We start from the raw sequence: 23,167 nt of genomic DNA, 5'->3' as shown, positions 1-23,167 counted from the left end.
CAACGCGGCATTCCAGTCCATAAAGCCCAGAAAACAAGAAAACCAGGCCCAACCCAAACCACCACCAAACAAGCAGCAGCCCAGGCCAAACAAAAACACCACACAACCAACACCAACCCAACCCCACCAGCCAAAACCAGCAGAACCAGACCAGCACCAATCATGCGGCAACCCACAACACCCAACCAAAACAGGTCAAGCACCATGAGCCAAAACAATGACATAAACAAGCATGACACACTATCGAGTTCTCAAACAACACACCCAGGAGAGCATTCCAAGGGGCCTTTCGCTCCTTGCGCCGCTCTCAAGGCGACTCGACCAAGTTAACCAGATTGCCGCGAGCCGGTCAACTTCAGGATGAGTGATCCCGATCTCAACTGAACTCGTGGCCAGATGAACTGGCCGGGGTTGCGCGTCGTCGGCCTGACGGCCGTCGCAGCAGCGGACGGAACATTAGCCCGGCACCCCGGCAGCATGTCAAACCAAGCGAGCGTGACACCGAGCACGTCGGGGCTCGCACGCTTCGCAACCCCCTTCGAATAGGCGTGGCCCCTGCCTTACGAAGGACGCTCCGCGCGATAGACGTAGTGCAGCGGCGGGTCAATCGGGTTGTCGGGCTCCATCGGCCCCTCCGCGACCCGCAGCAGACCTGCTTTCTCCAGCGCCCGCCACGACGCCACGTTCGCAGCCACGACCGCCACGAGAACCGCCGGAGCCTCCGGATAGCTGCACCACGTGTCCTCTACCAGGGTCGCGATGATGCGCGAGCCCAGACCTCTCCCACGCAGCGCAGGATCGGCGACGAGGTAGTCCAGCTCGACGGTTCCCTGCGCGACCTCGATGACGGAGGAGAACTCGTCAAGGTCCTCGGGGTAGTCACTGATACGTGACCGTTGCACGAGGCCCATCGGGCGACCATCGAGAAGGACCACAAGGTCCTCCTCCGGCTCCTTGCCACGACAGCTCGGACCGAAGTCTCGCGCGACGGCCTCTGCACTGGTCTCGTGATTCCACCACCGCGCGGTCTGCGGCTCACTCAGCCACTCGGACAGCATCGGAAGGTCCTCGGCCGTCAACGCCCGCCAGGTCAGCACGCCCTCAGTGGTATCCATGTCGGCAGGATAGCGGCCGCCACGCCGGACGCCGAGGTGACGACGTGAAAGGGCCCGGACCTTACGGTCCGGGCCCTTCTGAGGTGGAGCTAGGGGGATTCGAACCCCCGACCTTCTCATTGCGAACGAGACGCGCTACCAACTGCGCCATAGCCCCAGGTGCCGGACGATAGTAGCACCAGCGGTCCGGTCAGCCGCAACCCAACGGGCCGTGAGCCGCGCCACCGTGCCGTTTTGGCAGGCCCCTCACGCCCCGGCGGCGCGGCGGCGCTCCAGGACCTCGTCGAGGTCGATGGGCTTGAAGGCCTGCTCGTCGTCAAGGACTGGCGCGGGCGCGTAGGAGCGCGCGTTGCGCGGGCGCACCGGGGAGGCCACCGACTCCGCCTCCGGCAGATCCAGGTCCGGAACCGCCCGGCGTCGAGCTCGAGCGGCGAGCGTGTACGTCGGAGCGGGCACGGCCACGGGGCGCCACCCTTGCGGCGGCGTCGACGTCGCATCGCGCCGGACCGGAAGGGCCGTCGCAGATCGGGGCAGAGCAGGCTCGGGGCTCGCCTTCGCGGCGCCACTCCCCCGGCGGCTTCCCGCCGAGGAGGCCTCGGTGGACCTGTCGCGCTCGCTCACGGCCGCGCTGCCGGCATCGCCCTCCTGGCCGGCGTCGGCATCGTGGGATGAGGCGATGTCGTCGTCCACGGATTCCAACGGGCGCGGCTCCATCACCCACTCCATGGATTTCTCCACGGACTCCGCCAGAGCATCCTCGGAAACCGTCTCCGCAGCCTGCGCCGATGCGGAAACCGTGGACGCCTCGGCGGCGGGGCTCGCGAGCTCCTCACGATCCTCATGGACAGCCGGCTCGTCAGCGCTCCGCGTGCTCAGCGCGGAGTCCGCCGAACTGGCCGAGCCAGCAGAGCCGGCCGAGACCCCGACGGCCTCATCAGTGGAGACCGCCTGCTCCGGGGATGCGGCCGATCCCCTCGCGCTCGATCCAGCAGAATCCCCGGCGGCGGACGGCGCCGCGACGGCCGACCTGGGCGGGGTGGGCTCGATCCTCATCTTGGGGCGGGCGCCTGTGAGGGTGTCGAGCTCGTGCTGCAGCGTGACGATGCGCCGCCACTCGGCGCGATCAGCGGCGTGGGAGGCCTCAGCGGCCTTGTGCCCGGCGACCATCGAGACCCCGAGCAGCGCCGTCGGGAGCAGAGCGGGCCACCACGGCATCACGGTCACCAGTCCCACCAGCCACAGCCCGAGGCTCACTCCGAGTAGGCCGGCGGCGACGCGGGCGCGGTTGGTGGCGGCGTCCTGGCGGCGGGCGCGGGCGCCGTCATGCGCGCGCTGGGCCTGCGAGAGCTCGCGCTCGACGCGCAGCGCGCGGACGTTCCTCACTGCTGGCCTGTTCATCGCCCTCACCTCCGGGAGCCGTCGGAAGATCCTCGCGTGCCCGCCCTGCTCGCAGGGCTCGTCAGAAGCCATGAATGTCTCACCGGTCGCCAGGATCCGCAGGTCAGCGGAATAGCGATCATCGGAACGGGACAGGCTCATGACCTCGCGGCGCCCGACCAGGAAGGGCAGGAGGTACGCGGTGAGAACGACGACGAGGGCGAGGAGCGCCCAGACTTCAATTCCCACAGCGCCACGGTACGGGCCGCCGAGCCCCTGCGATGAGAGATCAGCGGCGTGTTGAGGCCTGGAATGACGCCAATCCAGCCACGTCCGTCCCGACATTCACAGCAGTCACTCGCGACGCACGAATCACGTCCCGTAGGCCCGCCGGGCACCACAGCACCACAGCCCAGCGATCCTCAGGGGAGCGCCGGGACGGTGGGCGGGCTCAGGCGTCGAGGAGGAGGCAGTGGAGCGTGTCCCCGGCCGAGACGCTGCGCGCCTCCTCGGGGACGACGGCGATCGCGTTGGCCCGGGCCAGGCCCATGAGGCGAGTGGTGCCGGGCTCCGCCGTCGGCTCGGCGCGGTAGCCAGTGGACGGCGAGCCGGTCAGGTGCACGGGGACGAACTCCCTCCTACCCACGGGGGACGCCCATCCCCGTGTCATCTCCGCTGGCAGGCTCGAGCGGTGGAGACCCTGCCAGCCGGCGATCTCGCGCAGCACGGGCCGCACGAAGGTCTCGAAGGCGATCTGCGCGCTCACCGGATCGCCGGGCAGGCAGAAGATCGGAGTGCCCTCCACGGTCCCCACGCCGAGCTGTCTCCCGGGACTCATGGCGACGGAGTCGAAGCGCACCGAGCCGAGCGGCGCGAGCGCCTCCTTGACCGTGTCCCCCTGGCCCACGGACAGCCCGCCGGTGGTGATAAGGACGTCGGCGCGAACGAGTTGGTCCTCGAGGGTCTCGGTCAGGGCCCCGAGCTCGTCGGGGACGGCCGCGACGCGGAAGGCCCGCCCGCCCGCGTCGGTGACGGCGGTGGCTAGGGCGTGCCCGTTGGCGTCGTAGACACTGCCGTCCTGGCGGGGCGAGCCGGGCTCGACGAGCTCGTCGCCGATGGACACGATGACGACGCGCGGCGCGGGATGGACCTTGACGCGCAGCCGCCCTACCCCTGCCAGGAGGGCGATCTGCCGGGCGGAGACGCGGGAGCCCTGGGGCAGGACAGTCGTCCCGGCGGCCACGTCCTCGGCGCGGCGACGCACGTTCTCCCCCTCGACGACGACGGAGCGGACCTCGACCCGCTGGGTCCCGCGATCGGTCTCGATCCAGGGGACGACGGCGTCGGCGCCGACGGGCAGCGGGGCGCCGGAGTCGATGAGCATGGCGGTGCCGGGCACGAGGCGGGCGCTGCTGGTATCACCTGCGCGCACGGCGTCGATGACGTCGAGGCGGGCGGGCTCGCTCGCCGTCGCGCCACGGATATCGGCGGCGCGCACCGCGTAGCCGTCGAGGCTGGCCAGGTCCGCGGAGGGCAGGTCGAACTCCGCGACGACATCCTCTGCCAAAACGCAGCCGACGGCGTCGAGAAGGACGACGTCGAGCGGCGGCGCGGCCTGCGCGATCTCGAGGCACGATGCGAGGTGCTCGGCGACGGTTCTCATGGATTCCTCCCTGCCCGCAGGTCCCGGGATCTCGGGCGGCACCGGGGTGAGGCCTGCGGCTCCAGGCAGCCAGGCTACCCGCACGGGGCGGCCTACCCATCCCAAGGGGCCGCCCGGCGCGCCCATGCCACCGGAGAACCTGAGAGGATGGAGGGGTGAATTCTCAGGTGCGTCAGATCCCCGCTATCGCGGGGATGGAGACCAGTGATGCCAAGGACCGGCTGCGCAGGGAGCTGCGCCAGCAGCGTCGCAAGCGCCACTCGCACCTGGGGGGAGAGCATGACGCCGCCTGCGCGGCACTCATGGAGCATGCCCTCCAAGCCGTTGAGGGCATGGGGACGATCGCCGCCTATGTCTCGGTGGGCGATGAGCCCTGCACGCGCCTGCTCCTGGAGCGCCTGGAGGCTGAGGGCCGTGAAGTCCTCCTGCCTGTCCTGGGCCCGCAGCTCTCCCGCTGCTGGGGGCGCTTCACGGGGGTCGCCGACCTTGCCGAGCGCGCTCCGGGCCGCCCTCCCGAGCCGGGCGGAGAGCCCCTCCCGGCGGAGGCGATCTCCGCCGTCGACGCCCTGCTCATCCCCGCGCTCGCCATTGATCGATCCGGGCAGCGGCTCGGGCAGGGCGGGGGCTGGTACGACCGCGCCCTGCCGCTGAGGCGCGAGGGCGCGCTCGTGCTCGCCATGGTCTACGACGACGAGCTCCTCTCGACGTCCCTGCCCACCGAGGGCCACGACCAGCGCGTGGACGCCGTCATCACTCCCGAGCAGTGGTTCCTCCTGGAGGGCTCCGTCTTCGCCTCGGGGTCCTGAGATCCCAGCGAGGCTCGCGGGGCCCGGGGCAGCGGTGCCGGCGACAGCCGGTGCCGGGCGCCGGGAACCACGGACGCGCGTGCGCCCACCCGCGGCAGCGCCCTGTGGACGAGGCGCCTCGCACCCCGAGCGGTGGGCCCACCCTGGGGGCATGAGCCCTCACCCGCGCCTGGAGCGCTCCTCCGCCATCCGACCGTCGCTGCGCCTATGGAGGGCGCGCCATCTCGTCGTCGCCGTGTGCGTGGGAGCCGCGGTCCTCCTCGCTCTCTCCATACTCCGCCCCTCACCGCAGGGCGACGACAGCGCGCTGGTCGCGGCCCGAGCGATTAGCGCCGGGGAGATTATCGACGCCGACGACGTGGAACGGCGCGCGATCCCGGGGACGGCGCTGCCCTCCCAGGGCCAGGCGGACGAGAGCGTGATCGGGAGCAGGGCGGCGATCCGGCTGGAGGAGGGCACTATCCTGACAGAGTCGATGACGAGCTCGGCTCGCGTTCAGGGGCTCGCCGACGACGAGCGGATCGTGCAGGTGCCCGTCGCGGTGGGAGGATCGCTGGCGGAGCCGGGCGCGATCGTCGACATCATCGGTGAGAGCCCAGTCACAATCGCCAGCGCATCTGCCACACCCTTCGCGACCGACGGCCAGGCGGACAATTCCGCGCCGTCGCAAGCTGTAGCCAGCGAGGACACGAGAATCCTCTGCTCTGGCGCTCGCGTCATCGGTACCACAACCGAAGGCAACACTTCTAGATTTTTTTCAGGGAATAAGGTCACAATAGTAGAACTTGCCGTTCCGGCCGACGCCGCTACCCTTGTCGTCGGTGCGGCAACGCAGGGCGCCCTCGGCCTCGCGCTGAGCCCCTGACGACCTCATCGCAGTCGAGACGATCTCGGATCAACCGACATCGACTGCACGATGCAGCCAACCGGCTGCCAATCATCGTCCCGGCCACGCGCCTGTCGCCCCTGCGGGGCGCGCACTCACACCGAAAGGTTCTCCCCTCATGATCAAGGGATTCAAGGAGTTCATCGCCCAGGGCAACGCTCTGGAGCTCGCCGTCGCCGTCATCATCGGTGGCGCCTTCAAGCCGATCGTCGACTCCATCACCAAGGTGATCCTGGACATCGTCGGCCAGATCATTGGTTCCCCGAACTTCGACTCCGTCCTCCAGTTCAAGATCAAGGAGAGTGGCCAGTACATCCAGCCTGGCACGATCCTTACTTCTGTCATCAACTTCCTGCTGGTCGCCATTGCCGTCTACTTCTGCATCGTGGTTCCGATGAACAAGCTCAAGGAGATGCAGAAGAAGGAGGAGGCGGAGAAGCCCGCCGAGCCGACCGATGTCGAGCTGCTGGGCGAGATCCGCGACCTCCTCGCCGCTCGCAACCACTGAGCCACACTCTCAGCGAGGAACTGGGCCCCGCCGACCACCCGGTCGGCGGGGCCCAGTTCCTTCTCTTCCCTCGCGAGACCGGGCGAACAGCACGGCGAGATTCCGATCTGTGGAAAACCGCCCGGTCTCGCCGTGCTGTTCGCCCGGTCTCGGCGGGATGGTCAGGACCAGTGGGGCGGGACCTCGGCGCGCAGGCGCGCGTCGTTGGCGCTGCCGCTGCCGGGCGATTCATCACCGCGGGAGCGCGCCTCGGTGAGGGCATCGACTCCCCGACGACGCGCGTTCTCCGCGTCCTCCTCGGTCATCTCGCCGCGCGCCACCCGCGCGGCGTCCTGCGGGGACAGGAGCACGGCGCGATGCCTGCGGCGACGCCCATGCACAGGCGCGCTCATCGGCCCCGCCGCACGGCGTTGCCGAGAACCGCGTCCACGCCGGTCCCCCGGCGGGTGAGTGCGAGGGCGTCGCGGAGCTCGGTGAGCTCCTCCTCCTCGCTGCGAACCATCCCATCGGAGCGGATCCAGGCCACGAGGTCGTCGAGCTCGTCGTCGGAGTAGGCCTGGAGGGGCAGCCCCTGCGCGATCGGAGGACGGGCCGTGCGCCCATCCGCCCTGGCGGCAGGCGACGGCGCGCCGGTCGAGCGGGTCGGAGCGGAGGACGAGGCCGCCGGAGCAGGCGCCTGCTCACCCTCCTGCGAGCCCGTCGTCTCGGCCTTTCCCTGCGCGGCGCCCTCTTCTTGGGAGGGGGCTGCCGCGCCGTCGTCGGCGTCGTCGACGTGCTCGGGGAGCTCGGGCCCCTCCTGGCGGGACTGGGCGGCGGAGCGCTCGTCGAGGATCTCGTCGATCATGATCTCGATGGTGCGGGCCTCGGCCTCCGGATCGACGAACACGCCCGCGGAGAAGGAGCGGTGGACCCGCCACCCGCGGTGCTCGAGGCGCTCCACCCAGTGGCGGTCGCGGCGCCGGAGGCTCGGCTCGGCCACGTAGTCGTCATCGTCGGTCAGGACCGCGACGAACAGCTCCTCGGGGAAGTCTGGGTGACCGATGGCCAGGGGGATCCGGGGGCCGCCGTCGGCGCCCCACTGGGGGACGACCACGAGTCCCTTGCGCCACAGGTGCCAGGCCAGGTCGACGAGGAGCCGGTCCGGCTCGCCGTTCTCCGCCGGGCCCACAGGGGTGCCGCCGCCCGCGGCGCGCGCGAGCACCTCGCGCAGCAGCCTGGCGCCCGGCGCCCGCAGGCGGTCGGGGTCGAGGTCCTCGGCGCTGATGGAGGAGATGACGGTCGTCGCGCCCCGCGAGGCGCACAGGGCCTCGACGAGCGCCACCATGCCGCCCTGCTCGCCGAGCTCGCCGAAGGAGTGGATGGTGCGACCATGCGGGGTCTTCGCGAAGCCGACCGACAGGATGACGCGGTCGCGGCGCAGGGAGCGCGCCTCGCGCAGGTCGATGACCGTGAAGGGCTCCTTGACTCCCGAGGAGAAGAAGTCGTCCAGGGCGGGCGACTCGGCGGCCGCGGAGGCGACGGCGCGGCGGATCTCGTCGGCGTGGCGGGTGTTGAGCGCGATAACGCCCAGGCTCTCGTCGGGGCGGGTGAGCGCGTGCTCGATGACGACGTCGACGACCTGGTCGACCTCCGCGGGCACGGTCTCCACGGCGCTCTTGCCCGGTGCCGGCATGCCGCGCCCGTCGACTTCGATGAGCGAGAGCGTGGAGTCCCCCGGCGGACCTGGGATGACCTCGACGATGCCCTCGTAGCCGTTGGCGGCGAGGAAGGAGGCGATGCCGGCGTCGAGCTGGTTGCGGCCGGTGGGCAGGGTGACGGCGGGCAGGAGGGGCCCGAGCTCGGCGGCAAGGCCCTGCTCCGCCCGGCGTGGGTCGCCGATGACGAGGACCTGCTCGGCGCGCACGAGCGCGGGGAGCGCCTGGGCCACAGGCATGCTCGCCGAGGCGTCGAGGATCGCGAGGTCCACGACGGCGCTGGGCGCGAGCACCTGCGGCACGAGGGTCGGCGGGACGATCCACACGGGGCGGGCGAGCCAGGCCACCGGGTGGGCGTCGAGGATGTCGCGCAGGGGGACGCCGTCGTCCTTCGACAGGGCGATGTACAGGGAGCGGGCCTGCTGCTTGTCGGCCTCGACGGCGGCCCGCACCCGGCGGGCGCAGGCCTGGGCCACCGGGCCGGACAGGGAGGCGGACTGGGCGGCGTCGAGTTGGCGCAGGCTCTCGGAGAGCTCGTCGAGGGCCTTGGCGTCCAGGCCCCCCATATCCGGGTCCTCGCGGAGGGCCTGGGCGAGGACGGAGGACCACCAGCAGTAGGTGAGCTCGTCGTCCAGCTCGTCGTCGGGCACCTGGCGGGCGCGCAGGTCCTTGACGAGCGGGCCCATGCCCAATTCGTCGATGGCGATGGTCGTCTGGTTGCGCTCGGGCTGGGCCTGCGCGGTCTCCGGGTCATCGGCCAGGGCCTTGACGCGGGTGGTCAGGTCGGCCAGCGGGGTGTCCACGAGGGCCGGGGAGCCGTCGTGGCGGTCGAGGAGGGGCTGGAGCTCGGTGAGGGCGTTCATCGCCCGCTCGCAGGTGCGGCGCATCTCGTCCAGGCCCTGCGGGAGGGTGGGCCATCCGCCGTCGGGATCGTGGCGCCGCCACTCCTCGCGGCGCTGCTGCACCTTGACGAGCTCGGCGTGGAGGTCCTCGACGACGCGGCCGGGGCGCACGAGGTCCTTGGCCTGACGGGTGAAGCGGCGCCGCGCGGAGCCGCTCATGACGATGCTGCGCTCCTCGCGCCAGCGCTTGGTGGCCGTGGCGATGACGAGGTCGGCGGCGGAGCGCTCGAAGACCTCGGGAAGGAAGACATCGAGGGAGTCGCGCACGCCGTCGAGCATGTCGAGCTGCTCGGACCACGTCGCCAGGGTGGTGGCGCGCCGCAGCCCTGTGTAGGAGGAGACCTCGCGGCTGTGGGTCTCCACGGCCGGGAGCATGTCGTCGGCCAGGCGGCCCAGGCGGCCCAGGGCGTCGGTGACCTCGTCGAGGTCGGTCAGCGCCAGGCCGCTCCAGGGCGAGGGCGCCTCGACGGGGCGGAGCATCCCGAGGGAGTGGGCGCGGTGGAGGATGCGCGAGGCGCGCTCGCGGCCGGCGTCGTCGAGGCGCTCGAGGCGACCGGGGACGATCTTCGCGGTGGTGCGGGCCTTCGAGCGCGATGAGGTGAGCTCGGCAAGGGTCTGGAGTGCCTCATAGGCGGAGACGCCCCACGGCTCGCGCCTCGTGTGCAGCGCCGCCACGTAGCGGGACAGGCGCTTGCGCACGGCGGTGAGGCGCTGGCGGACGCGCAGGATCTCGGGGACGTCGAGCTGGGGCGGCTGGGAGCCGAGCCCTGACTGGACGGCCTCGGCGGCGTGGCGGCGCCAGCTGGCGTCCTCGGTGAGGTCGACGACGAGGTCGCCCAGGCCGAGGTCCTCCAGGGCCTGGGCCACGGCGTGGCCGTCCCCGCTCGTGGCCGGGATGTGGATGGCGGTGCGGCCGGTGGCGGCGGCGTCGGCGAGGACGGCGGCGAGCGTGGCGGCGACATCCGATCCGGGGGGCGCGTCGAGGAGGAGGGATGCCCCCAGGCCGACGGACTCGACGACGTCGAGCTGGCCGGGGTCGAGATCGCCCGCGCCGCGCTCGGCATCGGGGGCGCGGTCGTCGCGCCAGGGGGCGGGCAGGTCGACGGCGAGCGCCCGCTGGGCGGGCTCGACCCCGGCCAGCGCGGCGACGAGCGCTGACAGGCGCGCGCGCTCCACGACGGCGTCGAAGTCCTCGACGAGCGCCTGGCCGGGGTGGACGAATGCGCCGACGACGAGGCGCTCGCGCAGCTCGAAGCCGGGCAGGTAGTCGCGGCAGGCGGCGGCGATGCGGGTGAGGGCGGCGCGCGGGGTGAAGCCCTCGGCGGTCAGCGCCGCGTGGGCGAAGGCCTGGATGTCGGCCGTCGATCCGTAGCGGCGCAGGGCGCGCGTGAGGACGGGGTTGACCTCGATGGAGGGGTCGACGGAGATGGTCGCGTCCGCGGAGGCACTGGCCAGGCGGACCGGCCGCATGAGCACGGGGGCGTTGACCGTGCGGACGGTCCCCGGGGGGCCCGCCGGGCGCGAGGACAGGGCGCTCTCGAGGGCCGAGGCGAGGACGGGGTCGGAGATCTCGTGGCGGGGCGCCTCAGCGGCGCCGTCGCCGTCCGTCCCGCCCGTGCCACCGGCGGGACCGCTCCAAGCGCTCCCCGCGCCATCGGCGGCAGAGCGCCGGGACTCGTCCCGGATGGTCTCGGTCCAGGTGGCGACCCCGATGGCGAGGTAGACGGGGGCGACGCCGAACTGCCTGGCGAGGACATCAGTGCGCCCGGCCACCTTGCGCACGGATCTGCGGGCGGCGGCCAGGGCGGTGGGCTCGCGGATGAGACTGGACAGGGGGGTGGGGCGCCCGGCGTAGAGCTGGGCGAGTCCCGAGGGGTGCGCTGCGGTGAGGTCGACGGCGCCGTCGAGCAGCGAGACGTCGTCGAGGCTGGCCACTCCCCCGAGGCCGACGAGCTCCTCGCGCCAGCTGGCGAGCGCGGCGTCCACACGGGCCCGGCTGGCGTCGTCGAGGTCGGTGGGGGACGCGGGAGCGGGTGGCTCCGGCGTCGGCGGGGGCTCGGGGGTGAAGGTGCCGGGGAGGTGCGACTCGCGTCCGCCCCCGCTGGCGCGCCCCTCGGCGGTGCCCACGCGATCGCCCGCTGCGTGGCCCGCGCTGTGCCGCGCTCGGCCGAAGGAGAAGAGTGAAGGCGCCATGCTCCGACAATATCCGCGCGCGGCGCGCTCCTGCCCGAGGCGCCCCGGGGTGGCGCCGCGTCAGCGCCGTTGCGGGCCAGCCGGGCCGTCACGCCCGATGCCGTATCGACGCGGGACGCCCGGCTCCCCGCATGGGCGTGTGGGATCCGGGCGTCCGGCAGTGGTGCCCCCGGCGCGATTCGAACGCGCGACACCCGCTTTAGGAGAGCGGTGCTCTATCCCCTGAGCTACGAGGGCGGGGCGCGGCAAGCCTACCAGCGTGCCGCGCCGGTCGGGCACCGGCGTGCGGCCAGGGGCTCAGGCGCGCTCCCACGGGACACTCGAGCGGGTGACCGCCGAGTCGTCATCCTTGGCGCGGGCCGGCACCACCATGATCGGGCAGGCGGCGTGGGACAGGACCGCCTGGCTCGTCGAGCCCAGGAGGAGGCCCGCGAAGCCGCCGCGGCCGCGCGAGCCGACGACGACGAGGTCGACGGCCGTGGAGAACTCGGCGAGGAGCTCGGCGGCGTTGCCGTCCAGGGCGTGGCGGCGGACGGTCACCCCGGGGTGGCCCTCGAGGGCCTTGGCGACGGCGTGGTCGAGGCCGGCGCGCACGTCGGCGAGGACCTGCTGGCGGTCGACGGCGGCGGGGAGCCAGGCGAGCGCCCCGGTCCCGGTGCTCATGGGGACGGCGGCCACGGCGGTGAGCTCGGCGTCCCAGGCCTCGGCCTCGCGGACGGCGCGGCGCACGGCCTTGTGGGCGGAGCCCGAGCCGTCGACGCCGACGACGATCCTCTTGACCGGGGTGAAGGCGGTGCCGGTGGTGTGGCGGGGGACGATGACCGTGGGGCACTTGGCGTGCGCGGGCAGTGCGGAGGAGACGGTGCCGAGCAGGCGGTCGGCGAAGCCTCCACCACCGCGGGTGCCGACGACGGCCAGGGCGGCGTCGGAGGAGAGGTCGACGAGGACACCGGCGGGGTCGCCGGTCTCAAGAGAGCTGGTCACAGCGACGCCGGCCGCCTGGGCACGGGCGACGGCCTCGTCAACGACGGCCTGGGCGCCGGCGCGTATCGCTGTGTCGTCCAAAGCGGCGTAGCCGCCGTCGAGGGAGGCGGCGGTGAAGGAGGGCAGCGAGTAGGCGCAGAGGATGTGGACCCTCCATCCCTCGCGCGCCGCGCGGGCGACCGCCCAGTCGACGGCGCCCAGTGACTCGGGCGACCCATCGACACCAACGAGGACGACTTTGTCTTCAGCCATGGTTCCTGCTTCTTTCGTCGGGCTCCGCGGCGCCCGGAAGGGCGCAGCGGTCCAGTCGCGCTCAGCATACCTGTGGCGCAGGGCACGACGGGGAGGTTCGATGGGCACCGGCTCCGCCACGCGCGTCGAGGGGGCGGCCGCTGTCGCGGCCGCCCCCTCGACGGTGTAGATCAGTCCCGAGCCGGCCCGTGTCAGCCGATCCGGATGAAGGAGATCGGGGTGCCCCAGATCTCGCGGTACACGACGCCGGTGGACTCGTTGCCGGCGTCGATCATCATGCCGTTGCCGGCGTAGATGCCGACGTGGTAGCCGTAGTAGACGATGTCGCCGGGCTGGGCCTCGGACATGGAGACGGCTGTGCCCGCCGCGGCCTGGGCCCCGGAGGTGCGGGGCAGGCTGATCCCGGCCTGGGCGTAGACGTACTGGACGAAGCCGGAGCAGTCGAAGCCCGAGGGGGAGGAGCCGCCGTAGACGTAGGGGGTGCCCACGTACTGCATTGCGATGGACACGATGCTCGAGCCGGAGGCCGAGGCGGGAGCAGCGGCGGGCTGCGCCTGGGCGGCGGGGGCCGCCTGGGCCGCGGCCTGCTGGGTGGAGGCATCGCCCTGCTCGGCCCGGGCCTCCTGGGCCTGCTCCGCCTGGGGGGCGGGGGTCTCGACGACGGGCTTGGGGGCCTCGGCCGCAGTGGCCTCAGCGGCCTCGGACTCGTGGTTGAAGGTATCGGCCTGCACGTCGGTCCCGACGACGATCGCCGCGTTGGTCGTCACGGCGGTGTGAGCGTCCAGGGCGAGCTGGTTGAGGCCGGAGGCTTCGAGGGATCCCGCGGAGGCCTCGGCGGGCTCGGCGACCGAGGCGGTGGCGGCTCCGGAGGCGACCATGGTCAGGGCCAGGCCGGAGGAGGCGGCCAGCGCGATACCGCGGCGGGTGGCGGGGGCGACCTCGGTGAGGGGAGTTGTGGGACGTTTGGCGGCGCGGTGGCGCGCCTGGGAATGGGTGGTCATATTCCTCTCCTGTGGCCGCCGGGGTTAGCTGTCGGGTTCGGGCTGGAGAAGCCCTACCCGCGTCAAGCGGGATTCACCCCGAGGGTCGCGGTCAGGTCCGCGGCCCATGAAACGGTTCCCCCGTCCCCATCGCTCAGGTTCGCCAACTCGGGCCGGACGATGGGGCTGGGCCCCGGACCGAGCATCGCGAGGGGGAAGCCCCGCGACACCTGAGAGGCTACCCGAGCGCCGACACGCGAGTCACGGGATGATCAACGACACGATCGTGACCTGCCACACAGAGGCGCCCCTCTTTCACTGTCATTCCAAGGGATTCCAGCCAGGTCAGGGCGGCTTCAGGCCTACCCGAGGTGGCCTGCCTCACGAGGAGCGCTCCACCACATGAGATGTCTCGGCTCCGCCCCACGGGAGGGGCGGAGCCGAGACGGAGGATTCGGAGCCGGGATGATCCGGCAGCCGGGACCGCTCAGAAGCGGAGGTACGTGGCGCCGCCGCGGACGGCCAGGTACTGGACGCCGACGCTCTCGGACTCGGCGGAGACCATCATGCCGTCACCGGCGTAGATGGCGACGTGGCCGGGCCACCAGAGGACGTCACCGGGCTGCGCCTCGGAGGCGGAGATGACGGTGCCGGCCGAGCGGATGCCGCCGGAGGAGTGGGGGACGCTGATGCCCGCCACGTTGGCGTAGACGTAGGAGACAAGGCCGGAGCAGTCGAAGGCGCTGGGGCCGCCGGCGCCGTAGACGTAGGCCTTGCCGACCTGGGCCATCGCGAGACCCACGATGGAGTTGCCGGAGGAGGGGGCCGCCGGGGCGGCGGCCTCGGAGGAGGCGGCCTCCGCAGTCGCGGCGGGGGTGGCCTCGGCGGTCTCAGTCGCCTCGGCGGTGGGGGCCGCAGTGGCCTCCGGAGTCGCCTCGGCGGTCGGGGCGGGAGCCGGCGCATCGGCGGCAACAGCCTCAGCGGCGTGGTCGAAGCCGTCGACCTGGGCGTCGCTGGCGACCTCGACGGCCGGGTTGGCGATGACAGCGTCCTGCGCCGGGGCGGCGAGAGCGGCGGTGCCGACGTTGTCGCCGAGGGAACCGGCGGACTCGTCGAGCTGAGTGGTGTCGCTCGCGGCGTTGGCGCCGGAGGCGATCATGGTGAGGGCCAGACCGGAGGTCGCGACGACGGCGAGGCCGCGACGCGCGGCCGGGCCGGAGGCCGACAGAGGGGTGATCGGCCGAGTGGCCTTGCGGTGGCGTGCCTTGACGCTAGAAGTCACTGGTGTTCTCCTGGAGAGCCGTCGAGGTTAGCTGTCGGGTTCGGGCTGGAGAAGCCCTACCCGCGTCAAGCGGGATTCACCCCAAGGAGGATCCGAGCACGGGACTCGTCTCATCCGGGAAGTGGTTCCCCCGTCCCTGCCGGTGATCTGGGTGGGAATCAGGAGCGAGGGGCGCCGACAGGGTTTGGCTCCGCCCATCTCTCCGCAACCGGGGCATCGGCTGCACCGCAGACACTAGTCGAAGTTCCGATCAAGAGTGAAGTCCTGGGCGGAACCGCCCCCTGTGGCATCCCTCTCCTAGGGATCCCATAGGCACATCTATCCAGATCAGGCCCCCTGGGGCCCGATCAATCCTCATCAATGCGGGATATGCGCGACCGGGGAGGCGGCTCAGCGCTCCGGGGCGGCCTGCTCGAGGAAGAGGTGGCGGGCGACGTCGCCCGGCAGCACGATCGGCATGCCCGTGGGGCCCACGACGCGCACGCCCCCGGCCGATCCGCGCAGCTCCACCTGGGCGCCAGCGCAGATCCCGGCGTCCTCCAGGAGAGCCAGCAGCTCGGCGTCGGCCTGGATCGGCTCGCCGATCCGGCGCACCACGGCGGATCCGACGCCGTCGCGGACGACCCGGTTGGCGCTCAGCTCGTCCTTGCCCGGCGCGGGATGGTCGGCCCGGCTGCCGGGGATGGGGTTGCCGAAGGGATCGGAGGCCACGTCGCCGAGGATCTCGGCGAGACGATCCTCGACCCTCTCGCTCATGACGTGCTCCCAGCGGCAGGCCTCGTCGTGGATGTAGCGCCGGTCGAGGCCGACGACGTCGAGCAGCAGCCTTTCAGCAAGGCGGTGCTTGCGGATCACCTCGGTGGCGCGGCGGCGGCCCTCATCGGTCAGCTCCAGCGAGCGGTCCTCCGTGACTCTGATGAGCCCATCGCGCTCCATGCGCGCCACAGTCTGGGAGACCGTGGGGCCGGAGTGGTCGAGGCGGTCGACGATCCGCGCGCGAAGAGGGGTGACGCCGTCCTCCTCCAGCTCGTAGACGGTCTTGAGGTACATCTCGGTGGTGTCGATGAGCTCGCTCATATGCGCTCGCGCCTCCTGCGATGACGGTTCCCCGCCCACACGGGCGGCCGGGCCGGCGCGCCGCCCGGTTCACGGGGCGCGGGGCTTAAGGAGAAGGATATCGGTCACTCGTGAGCAGGAGCCCCGGAGTGCTCCTGCCGGGGCCCGCAGCGCGCTCCTGCCGGGGGCGCTCGGGGCCCTCCGCGAGCGCGGAGGACCCCGGGGTCGTTCTGGCGGAGCGTTCTGGCTCAGGCAAGGCCGAGGATCTCCTTGATGGGCGCCATCGTGAAGTAGACGGCGAACAGCGCGGCGGTCAGCCACATGAGCGGGTGGACCCGTCGGGCGCGCCCGACGGCGATCTCGACGAGCACGTAGGTGAGGAAGCCCGCGCCGATCCCGTTGGTGATCGAGTAGGAGAACGGCATCATGATGATCGTCATGAAGGCTGGGATGCCCAGCTCGGGCCGCTTCCAGTCGATGTCCGCCACCTGGGTCATCATGAGGAAGCCGACGACGACGAGCGCCGGGGTGGCCGCCTCGTAGGGGACCATCGCGACGATCGGCGACAGGAAGACGGAGGCGAGGAACAGGGCGCCGGTGACGACGTTCGCCAGTCCCGTGCGCGCGCCCTCCCCGACGCCCGCGGCGGACTCCACGTAGGAGGTGTTGGACGAGACCGCGCCGAGACCGCCCGCGATGGCGCCCACCGAGTCCACCACGAGGATCTCGCGGGTGCGCGGCGGGTTGCCGTTGTCATCGAGGAGATCGCCCTCGGCGCCGATGGCGACCATCGTGCCCATCGTGTCGAAGAAGTCGGCGAGCATCATGGAGAAGACGAGCAGGACGATCGAGACGGCGCCGGCCTTCTCGAAGGAGCCCAGCAGGGAGAAGTGGCCGAGGCCCGACAGGTCCGGCATGGAGATGGGGCTGCCGCTGAGCGAGGGGACGCTCAGCGCCCAGCCGGTGGGGTTGGCCTCCTTGTCGAAGGCGCCCAGGCTCTCGACGGCCTCGATGATGACCGCCAGGAGGGTGGCGCTGATGATGCCGATGAGGATGGCGCCGCGGACCTTGCGGATGTGCAGGATGATCGTGAGGAAGAGGCCCACGAGGAAGACGATGACGGGCCATCCCTTGAGGGAGCCGCCCAGGCCGAGCTCGAGGGGCGTGCCGCCGGCGCGCACGACCTTGGCGTCCACGAGCCCGATGAGGGCGATGAACAGACCGATGCCCACGCTGATCGCGGTGCGCAGGAACGGTGGGACGGCCCGGAAGACGGCCTCGCGGAAGCCGGTGAGGACGAGGACGAGGATGATGACGCCCTCGATGACGACGATGCCCATGGCGTCGGCGAAGGTCATGCCGTGATTGCCGACGATCGTGTAGGCGACCATCGCGTTGATGCCGAGCCCGGCGGCCATGGCCAGCGGGTAGTTGGCGACGACGCCCATGAGGATCGTCATGACCCCGGCGATGAGGGCGGTGCCGGCGGCGATCTTCGCCTTGGCGCTGGTGACATCGCCGTCGCCCGCGAACGCGCCTCCGAGGATGAGCGGGTTCAGCACGAGGATGTAGCTCATCGTGAAGAAGGTGACGACGCCGCCGCGGAGCTCGCGGGCGAGAGTCGAGCCGCGCTCGGTGATGTGGAAGAAGCGATCGAGCGCCGGATAGGAGCCGGAGGGGATGGGGCGGGAGGGCGCGGTCCGCCCGGGAGAAGTGGTGCTCACGTTGCCCCATTGTCGCAGACCCCGGGCGCGCCGATGACATCCCGTCAGGACACGGGACACCCGTCCGCGACGATAATGCGTGTATGAAGATCCACTCACCGCTGACAAGAGGGTGGGATCACACGATATGCGTATGAATGCGCCTCTCACACGCGGTTGGCGGGGGACCGTCATGATCGGCGCTGCCGCGACAGCGCTCACCGCGCTCCGACTCCCCCCGAGGGTGTGGGACTCCCTCTACTACGAGGACGGTTGGCTGTTCCTCGGGCAGTGGCGCGCCATGGGCGCCTCCAGCATCGTCGAGGGCTACGGGGGCTACCTGCATACGATCCCACGGCTGGCATCGGGGGTGGTCCACGCGCTGCCCGTGACGTGGTGGGGCGTGGCCACAACGGCAATGGCCTGCCTTCTCCCCGGGATGATCTGCGCCGCGCTGTGGGTAGTCAGCGCTCGTCTGGTCTCCCGCCCCGCGGCGCGCGCGGCGGTCTCCCTGGTGCCCGCGCTCACGCCGTCGACCGGGGACCAGGTGGTCGGGAACCTCAACTGCTTCCACATCTACTGCCTCGTGCTGCTCTCGGTCATGGCCTGCTCCCCGCCGGATGGCGCAGGAGCCGGAAGGAGCGGGGAGGCCAATGCCCGGCGCGCGGCCGGGTGGATCGCCAGGGCTCTCGCCGTCGTCCTGCTGGTGACCACGGAGATCCAGGCGGTGGTCCTGGCCCCGGTCATCGCGTGGTTGGCGCTGCGTCGGCTGTGGCGGAGCCCGCTCGTCGTCGGATGGGTCCTCGGCATCGTGGCGCAACTGGCCACGATGATGGTCAGCCCCCGCCCCGGCGGCTACGAGGAGGTGGTGGACGGACTGGGCCCTGTGGCTCGCGGACTGCTCATCAATACCGCCCTCACCCCAATCACCAGCGACCGGTGGGTCGTGGCGCGAGTCGTCGAGGACACTGGATGGGCGGGGCTCGGCCTCGGGATGGCCGCCCTCACGGGTGTCTGCCTATGGGCGGCGCGTGCGGGCGGGAGCGCGGCGGGGCGCTCCCGGCCCTCGGAGATCGAGCGCCTGGCCCCGATCATCTGGCTGGTCCTGGCTGTCGTCCTGTGGATCATGTCCTGTCTCCTCAACGGCGGGGTGTTTGTCGATGGGAGGGGAGTCCCCCTGCCGTGGCGCTGGGGGGTGGCGGGATCGATGCTCGTGACCATCGCCGTGCTCGTGGCCGTCGACCGGTGGGCGGCGCGGCGCGCGCGACGACGCGCGGCCCGGGCCGCCCTCGCCGTCCTGGCAGTGATCGCGGTGGGGATCGTCATGGCGGGCTTCCACGCGCCTCTGCCGATCAGGATCGGTCAGGAGCCCTGGTCTCAGGCGGTCCGCCGCGCCGGGGCAGAGGGGTGCGCGGATCCTGCCGCCGCGACCGTCAACATCCCGCAGTGGCCGACCCGCCGGGTCGTGGTGGCCTGTGAGCGGATCCGGCGCTAGAGGGCCTCGAGGCCGCCAAGATCCCCCGTGAGGCCCTTTCGGCGGCCGACGACGGTGGACGCCCGGCCCTGTCATGGCCGAGCACGGATCATGGGGCGGTCGCGGATAATGCGTGTATGAAGATCCTGCTCACCGACACCTCCTTCCTCGATCCCGCCCCATTGATCGCCGAGGGCCACGAGGTCGTCCTCTTCCGCGAGAGCGCGCCCGTGCCGGCCGAGCACCGCGATGCGGAGGCGATGGTCCTGTGGGGCGGGGGCGGCAGCGGCAACCTGGACGCGCTGCGCGACATGGCCGGCTACATGACGCGCCTGCGCTGGATCCAGACCCTCGCCGCGGGTCCCGATGCCATCCTCGCCGCGGGCTTCCCCGACTCCGTCGCCCTCACCACGGGGCGCCACTTCCACGACGCGACGGTGGCCGAGCACACCCTCGCCCTCGCCCTGGCCTGCGCGCGATCCCTGCCCCAGGCGCTGGCCGCGCAGCACGAGCACCGGTGGGCCCGCGAGCTCGGCGGGGCCAAGCCCCTCCATGACCCCGACCGCCTCACCACCCTCATCGGCGCCCGCGCGCTCGTCTGGGGCTTCGGCGCGATCGGCCAGGCGACCGCCAGGCTGCTGGGCGCCGTCGGCGCCCAGGTGCGCGGGGTGGCGCGCAGCGCGGGGACGCGGGCGGGATACGAGGTCATCGCCGTCGAAGACATCGACGCCGCCCTGCCGAGCACCGATCTGCTCGTCATGATCCTCCCGGCGACGCCCGAGACGGCGGGGGCGCTCGGCGCCGAGCGGCTGGCCCTCCTGCCGCGGCGCGCCGTCGTCATCAACACCGGGCGGGGCTCCACGGTGGACACCCTCGCCCTGGACGCCGCGCTGCGGGAGGGCGGGATCGCCGCCGCGGGCCTGGACGTCACCGATCCCGAGCCCCTTCCCGCTGACTCCCCTCTTTGGGACGCCCCGAACCTCGTCCTCACCCCGCACGGCGCGGGAGGGCGCCCCGTGGGCGCGATGGAGCGGATCGTGCGCAATGCCGCGATCGTGGCCGCCGCGCCCGCGGGAGAGCCGATCGACGGGCTCGTATGACGCCGCCAGCCACCGGAGCCCCCTTACGGCGCCCAGCCGCGCGGCCGGTGCGCGTCCAGCGGCACGACCCCGCCGAGCGCCCCATGCTCGTCACCTGGGAGGCCACCCGCGCCTGCGCCCTGGCCTGCCGCCACTGCCGCGCCGAGGCCGTGCCACTGCGCAGCCCCTTCGAGCTGGACCTGGAGGAGGCCAAGGCGCTCATGGACGAGGCCGCCGCCTTCGGCCAGCCCGCCGTCATCTTCATCATCACCGGCGGCGACTGCTTCGAGCGGCCCGACCTGGCCGAGCTGGCCGCCTACGGGACGCACCTGGGGCTGCATGTGGCGCTCTCGCCGTCGGGGACGGACAAGCTCACCAAGGAGGCGCTCGCCGAGCTCCAGGACGTGGGGGTGAATGTCATCTCCCTGTCCGTCGACGGCGCCACAGCAGCCACGCATGACGCCTTCCGGGGCCTTGAGCGCACCTTCGACCGCACGATCGCCGGCTGGGAGGCTGCCCGGGAGCTGGGCATGAGAGTGCAGATCAACTCCGTGGTGGCGCGCCACAACGTCCACGAGCTCCCCGACATCGCGGCGCTCGTGCGCGATCACAGGGCGATGACCTGGTCCGGTTTCCTCCTCGTGCCCACGGGCCGCGGCGTCGACCTGGGCGCCCTGGACGCCGATGAGGTGGAGGACGTGCTCGGCGCCTTCTACGACATGGGCGAGGCCGTCCCCGTGCGCACCACCGAGGGGCACCACTTCCGGCGCGTGTGCCTGCAGCGCCAGGTCCTGGCCGACCGCGGCATCGAGGGCGAGGAGATGATGCGGATCATGGGCTACGGACCCCTGTACCGCCAGCTGCGCGAGCGCATTGCCGAGCTCGGCCTCGACTCAGGGCCACGGCGGCGCCGGCCCCCGATCACCGTCAGCTCGGGCAGCGGCTTCGTGTTCGTCTCCCACACCGGGGAGGTGACGCCGTCGGGCTTCTTGGAGAAGAGCGCCGGGAACGTGCGGGACTCCTCGCTCACGGAGATCTACCGGCACTCGGAGGTGTTCACAGGCGTGCGCGACCCCGGGCTCCTCAAGGGCCGCTGCGGGGCCTGCGAGTACAAGGCCGTGTGCGGGGGCAGCCGGGCGCGCGCCTACAACATGACGGGCGATCTGCACGCGGAGGACGCCTCCTGCGCCTACCGGCCCGGCAGCTTCCCGTTCCCCGACGACGTCGCCGCCCTCATGGGCGGCGCCGGCGGGGCGCAGCAGGGGGCACCGATGGGGTCGGGGCCGGGGAAGTGATCCGAGGGCCGGTCCCCCGCACCATCGGGCGCTGGGCGCCCTCCGGTGCTCCCGCCAGACCCGATGCCAGCCCCTCGGATCACTTCCCCCGCCCCTCTTTGGGACAGTCCGTAAGCGCGTGGCAGCCGCTCTCAGGCGCGGGTGGGCATAAGGGCCTCGAGGTCGGCGAGGCTGGTCACTGAGTCGGCGTCCTCCTCGCGGTCCTCCCCCTCGTCCGCGGCCTCGGGCCCGGCCTGCTCAACAGCCTCAGCCGGGCGATCCGCGCCGAGCTCGGCGGCGAGATCGGCGACGGCGTCCCGCGCGGAGACGGCGCGATCCTGACTGGAGTCAGCGGGGTCGGCGTCGGTGTCGGTGGGAGCCTCCGGGCTCTCCGGGGACTCGCCGGCCTCCGGGACCTCGGGAGTCTCGGCGTCCTCAGGGGAGCCGCCAGCAGCGGGCTCCTCGGCGGCGGGCTCGGATCGCTCCTCGGCGGGCGCGTCCGCGGCTGGCTCCTGCGCCACCTCGGCGAGCGGGGTGCCACCGCGCAGGTCCTGGCCGTCGGAGGCGACGACCTCCATGCGCCCCTCGTCGACGCGCGAGGGCGCCACCGGCCACTCCGGCCCCTGGTCGGGCAGATCGGTCTCGGAGTGGGCGCCGCAGCCGTGGTCGAGGGAGACGACAGTGCCGTCGTCGGGGGCCCACTCGTTGGCGCAGATCCCGAAGGCCTGCCGGAACGGCCCCGCCATGGGGATGAGGAAACCGCAGGTGGAGCACGTGGCGTGGGCCTTGCGGACGCCGTCGGCGTGGGGGCCATGATCGCCGTCGTACCAGCGCTGGGCGGCGCGCTGGACGCCCTCGGGGCTGAGGACCCGCGCGCGCCCGAGGTCGAGCTCGTCGAGTGCGACCCGGTCCCCCTCGTCGTCGCCCGTGGCCTCCCAGCCGGGCTCGAGGCGCTCGTCGGTCTCGCGCAGGGGGAGGCGGTCGGAGCGGCCGACGTCCCCGGGCGCCAGGCGGTCGGCCCAGGGCACCCACACGGGGGCGAGCAGCGCGTCCTCCCCGGGCAGCAGCTCGAGCTCGACGACGGTGGCGGTCCGCGAGCGCGGCGCGCGGCTCATCGTGACGGCCCAGCGCCAGCCGCGGTAGCCGGCCAGGGTGCACTCGAAGAGGTGGGTGACGAGGCGCTCGGCATCCGCGCGGGCGGCCGCGTGGGGGCCGACGGTCTCGGGGATCGTGATCTCCATGAGAGCGGAGCGGGCGAGCTCGACGGCGGTCGCGCTGGTCAGCGTGCGGTCCTTGGCGGCGAGCGCGGCCTGGGACGGGGTGGGCAGCGAGCCGCCGCGGAGCAGGCCCGCGGTGGCGGGGTCGACGGCGGTCCCGACGCTTCCCCGGGGGACCTCAGGGGCTTCAGGGCTCTGCGGGGTCGCGCTCATCTCGGGGGAGGTCGTGCCTGCCTGGGCGCTCTCGGTTCCAGTCACGCGGCCCAGTGTAGAGGGGGCGTCCACGACGGGGTCGCCACCGGCCGCTCCGGGGCGCCGCAGTGCCCCGAAGCGCGCCGGGCGGCAGCGCTGCCGCCCGCCGGGCCCCGTCAGCCCCGATTGATCGGCTCCACCGAGACGATGCGGTGGATGGCGACGGTCAGCTCGGTCTCGCGCGCCACGTCGGCGAGCCTGACCCGGCCGGGCTCGACGGCGCGCACCCGCGCCTTGCGCTCCTGGACCTCGCCGTCGGGTCCTGCCAGGCGCAGCCGCAGGAGGGAGCGGCTGGCCTGCCCCTGGCGCAGGACGGCCAGGGCGTGGACGGGGTCGCTCGCGGCGACGGCCGGCCCGGCGGCGGCGAGGGCCTCCTGACCGGCGCGCATCCTGCCGACCATGACGGCGAGCTCCCGGCTGGCGGGGACGCGGCGGCGGGAGGCGATGGCGTGGCCCGGCCGGGTGGGCTC

At 72.4% G+C, this 23,167-nt stretch carries 18 protein-coding genes, 2 tRNA genes, 1 pseudogene and 2 riboswitches; of the genes and pseudogenes, 6 read left to right on the top strand and 15 right to left on the bottom strand.

Features of this window, described 5'->3' with window-relative positions:
• From A1QA_RS16305 to A1QA_RS0106360, 5 genes are all read right to left on the bottom strand, one after another.
• Positions 1 to 206, bottom strand: a 206-nt coding sequence (locus A1QA_RS16305; RefSeq protein ID WP_208853889.1) for a hypothetical protein, incomplete at its 3' end; no start/stop codon positions are given.
• 354 nt (positions 207 to 560) lie between these two features.
• A complete protein-coding gene (locus tag A1QA_RS0106375) occupies positions 561 to 1,115 on the bottom strand; it encodes a GNAT family N-acetyltransferase (RefSeq protein ID WP_208853888.1) in 555 nt (184 codons plus the stop codon).
• A gap of 84 nt (positions 1,116 to 1,199) precedes the next feature.
• Positions 1,200 to 1,272, bottom strand: a tRNA-Ala gene (locus tag A1QA_RS0106370).
• 89 nt (positions 1,273 to 1,361) lie between these two features.
• Complete coding sequence (locus A1QA_RS0106365; RefSeq protein ID WP_017178084.1) at positions 1,362 to 2,741, bottom strand: prolipoprotein diacylglyceryl transferase; 1,380 nt, start codon at positions 2,739 to 2,741, stop codon at positions 1,362 to 1,364.
• A 202-nt stretch (positions 2,742 to 2,943) separates the two neighbouring features.
• Positions 2,944 to 4,155, bottom strand: coding sequence for a molybdopterin molybdotransferase MoeA (locus A1QA_RS0106360; RefSeq protein ID WP_017178083.1), 1,212 nt, complete (start codon positions 4,153 to 4,155; stop codon positions 2,944 to 2,946).
• Positions 4,156 to 4,322: 167 nt separating this feature from the next.
• Between A1QA_RS0106360 and A1QA_RS0106355 the strand changes: the two genes are divergently transcribed.
• From A1QA_RS0106355 to mscL, 3 genes are all read left to right on the top strand, one after another.
• Entirely contained in the window at positions 4,323 to 4,961 is a 639-nt protein-coding gene (locus tag A1QA_RS0106355; RefSeq protein WP_017178082.1) for a 5-formyltetrahydrofolate cyclo-ligase, read from the top strand.
• Positions 4,962 to 5,202: 241 nt separating this feature from the next.
• Positions 5,203 to 5,826, top strand: coding sequence for an SAF domain-containing protein (locus A1QA_RS0106350; protein WP_017178081.1), 624 nt, complete (start codon positions 5,203 to 5,205; stop codon positions 5,824 to 5,826).
• A 139-nt stretch (positions 5,827 to 5,965) separates the two neighbouring features.
• Positions 5,966 to 6,355, top strand: a complete 390-nt coding sequence (gene mscL, locus A1QA_RS0106345; protein WP_017178080.1) for a large conductance mechanosensitive channel protein MscL — start codon at positions 5,966 to 5,968, stop codon at positions 6,353 to 6,355.
• Positions 6,356 to 6,516: 161 nt separating this feature from the next.
• Here the strand turns inward: mscL and A1QA_RS0106340 are convergent, their stop codons facing one another.
• The 8 genes from A1QA_RS0106340 to A1QA_RS0106305 form a co-directional block, all read right to left on the bottom strand.
• Positions 6,517 to 6,705: a hypothetical protein gene (locus A1QA_RS0106340; protein ID WP_017178079.1), complete on the bottom strand. Its 189-nt coding sequence runs from the start codon at positions 6,703 to 6,705 to the stop codon at positions 6,517 to 6,519.
• Positions 6,706 to 6,743: 38 nt separating this feature from the next.
• Complete coding sequence (locus A1QA_RS0106335) at positions 6,744 to 11,144, bottom strand: hypothetical protein (protein ID WP_017178078.1); 4,401 nt, start codon at positions 11,142 to 11,144, stop codon at positions 6,744 to 6,746.
• 161 nt (positions 11,145 to 11,305) lie between these two features.
• Positions 11,306 to 11,381 (bottom strand) — tRNA-Arg (locus A1QA_RS0106330).
• Between the two features lie 60 nt (positions 11,382 to 11,441).
• Positions 11,442 to 12,380 carry a universal stress protein gene (locus tag A1QA_RS0106325; RefSeq protein ID WP_017178077.1) on the bottom strand — a complete coding sequence of 313 codons (939 nt, stop codon included), beginning with the start codon at positions 12,378 to 12,380 and terminating at the stop codon, positions 11,442 to 11,444.
• A gap of 191 nt (positions 12,381 to 12,571) precedes the next feature.
• Positions 12,572 to 13,381: a C40 family peptidase gene (locus A1QA_RS0106320; RefSeq protein ID WP_017178076.1), complete on the bottom strand. Its 810-nt coding sequence runs from the start codon at positions 13,379 to 13,381 to the stop codon at positions 12,572 to 12,574.
• Positions 13,381 to 13,535, bottom strand: a riboswitch (cyclic di-AMP (ydaO/yuaA leader). (Overlaps the previous gene by 1 nt.)
• A 312-nt stretch (positions 13,536 to 13,847) precedes the next feature.
• Positions 13,848 to 14,642, bottom strand: a complete 795-nt coding sequence (locus tag A1QA_RS0106315; RefSeq protein WP_017178075.1) for a C40 family peptidase — start codon at positions 14,640 to 14,642, stop codon at positions 13,848 to 13,850.
• Positions 14,643 to 14,644: 2 nt separating this feature from the next.
• Positions 14,645 to 14,805, bottom strand: a riboswitch (cyclic di-AMP (ydaO/yuaA leader).
• A 227-nt stretch (positions 14,806 to 15,032) separates the two neighbouring features.
• On the bottom strand, positions 15,033 to 15,719 hold the full coding sequence (locus A1QA_RS0106310) for a metal-dependent transcriptional regulator (protein WP_017178074.1): 687 nt from the start codon (positions 15,717 to 15,719) through the stop codon (positions 15,033 to 15,035).
• Between the two features lie 227 nt (positions 15,720 to 15,946).
• A complete protein-coding gene (locus tag A1QA_RS0106305) occupies positions 15,947 to 17,380 on the bottom strand; it encodes an NCS2 family permease (protein ID WP_244266105.1) in 1,434 nt (477 codons plus the stop codon).
• Between the two features lie 175 nt (positions 17,381 to 17,555).
• Here A1QA_RS0106305 and A1QA_RS0106300 point away from each other — a divergent pair, with 175 nt between their 5' ends.
• The 3 genes from A1QA_RS0106300 to A1QA_RS0106290 all read left to right on the top strand — a co-directional run bounded on the left by A1QA_RS0106300 (position 17,556) and on the right by A1QA_RS0106290 (position 21,249).
• On the top strand, positions 17,556 to 18,896 hold the full coding sequence (locus A1QA_RS0106300) for a hypothetical protein (protein WP_154652252.1): 1,341 nt from the start codon (positions 17,556 to 17,558) through the stop codon (positions 18,894 to 18,896).
• A 116-nt stretch (positions 18,897 to 19,012) separates the two neighbouring features.
• Positions 19,013 to 19,975, top strand: coding sequence for an NAD(P)-dependent oxidoreductase (locus A1QA_RS0106295; protein ID WP_017178071.1), 963 nt, complete (start codon positions 19,013 to 19,015; stop codon positions 19,973 to 19,975).
• Positions 19,972 to 21,249: a TIGR04053 family radical SAM/SPASM domain-containing protein gene (locus A1QA_RS0106290; protein WP_051000520.1), complete on the top strand. Its 1,278-nt coding sequence runs from the start codon at positions 19,972 to 19,974 to the stop codon at positions 21,247 to 21,249. Before A1QA_RS0106295 ends, A1QA_RS0106290 begins: the two co-directional genes overlap by 4 nt.
• A gap of 131 nt (positions 21,250 to 21,380) precedes the next feature.
• On the opposite strand, the gene A1QA_RS13810 is transcribed toward A1QA_RS0106290, so the two are convergent.
• Both A1QA_RS13810 and A1QA_RS15800 read right to left on the bottom strand, forming a co-directional pair.
• Entirely contained in the window at positions 21,381 to 22,703 is a 1,323-nt protein-coding gene (locus A1QA_RS13810) for a DUF3027 domain-containing protein (RefSeq protein WP_017178069.1), read from the bottom strand.
• A gap of 110 nt (positions 22,704 to 22,813) precedes the next feature.
• Positions 22,814 to 23,167 (bottom strand): annotated as a pseudogene (locus A1QA_RS15800) (helicase-associated domain-containing protein); the annotation flags it as partial.

The organism is Actinomyces timonensis DSM 23838 (assembly GCF_000295095.1).
Classification (GTDB): domain Bacteria; phylum Actinomycetota; class Actinomycetes; order Actinomycetales; family Actinomycetaceae; genus Actinomyces; species Actinomyces timonensis.
Note: the sequence above shows the minus strand (reverse complement) of the source record. Positions and strands in the feature narration are given on the sequence as shown.

Bases quoted from the DNA above. Each gene is read 5' to 3' on its own strand.
- A1QA_RS0106320 (WP_017178076.1), bottom strand. From the start codon at position 13,381: ATGACCACCCATTCCCAGGCGCGCCACCGCGCCGCCAAACGTCCCACA.
- A1QA_RS0106360 (WP_017178083.1), bottom strand. From the start codon at position 4,155: ATGAGAACCGTCGCCGAGCACCTCGCATCGTGCCTCGAGATCGCGCAG.
- A1QA_RS0106375 (WP_208853888.1), bottom strand. From the start codon at position 1,115: ATGGATACCACTGAGGGCGTGCTGACCTGGCGGGCGTTGACGGCCGAG.
- mscL (WP_017178080.1), top strand. From the start codon at position 5,966: ATGATCAAGGGATTCAAGGAGTTCATCGCCCAGGGCAACGCTCTGGAG.
- A1QA_RS0106310 (WP_017178074.1), bottom strand. From the start codon at position 15,719: ATGAGCGAGCTCATCGACACCACCGAGATGTACCTCAAGACCGTCTAC.
- A1QA_RS0106295 (WP_017178071.1), top strand. From the start codon at position 19,013: ATGAAGATCCTGCTCACCGACACCTCCTTCCTCGATCCCGCCCCATTG.
- A1QA_RS0106290 (WP_051000520.1), top strand. From the start codon at position 19,972: ATGACGCCGCCAGCCACCGGAGCCCCCTTACGGCGCCCAGCCGCGCGG.
- A1QA_RS0106335 (WP_017178078.1), bottom strand. From the start codon at position 11,144: ATGGCGCCTTCACTCTTCTCCTTCGGCCGAGCGCGGCACAGCGCGGGC.
- A1QA_RS0106325 (WP_017178077.1), bottom strand. From the start codon at position 12,380: ATGGCTGAAGACAAAGTCGTCCTCGTTGGTGTCGATGGGTCGCCCGAG.
- A1QA_RS0106300 (WP_154652252.1), top strand. From the start codon at position 17,556: ATGAATGCGCCTCTCACACGCGGTTGGCGGGGGACCGTCATGATCGGC.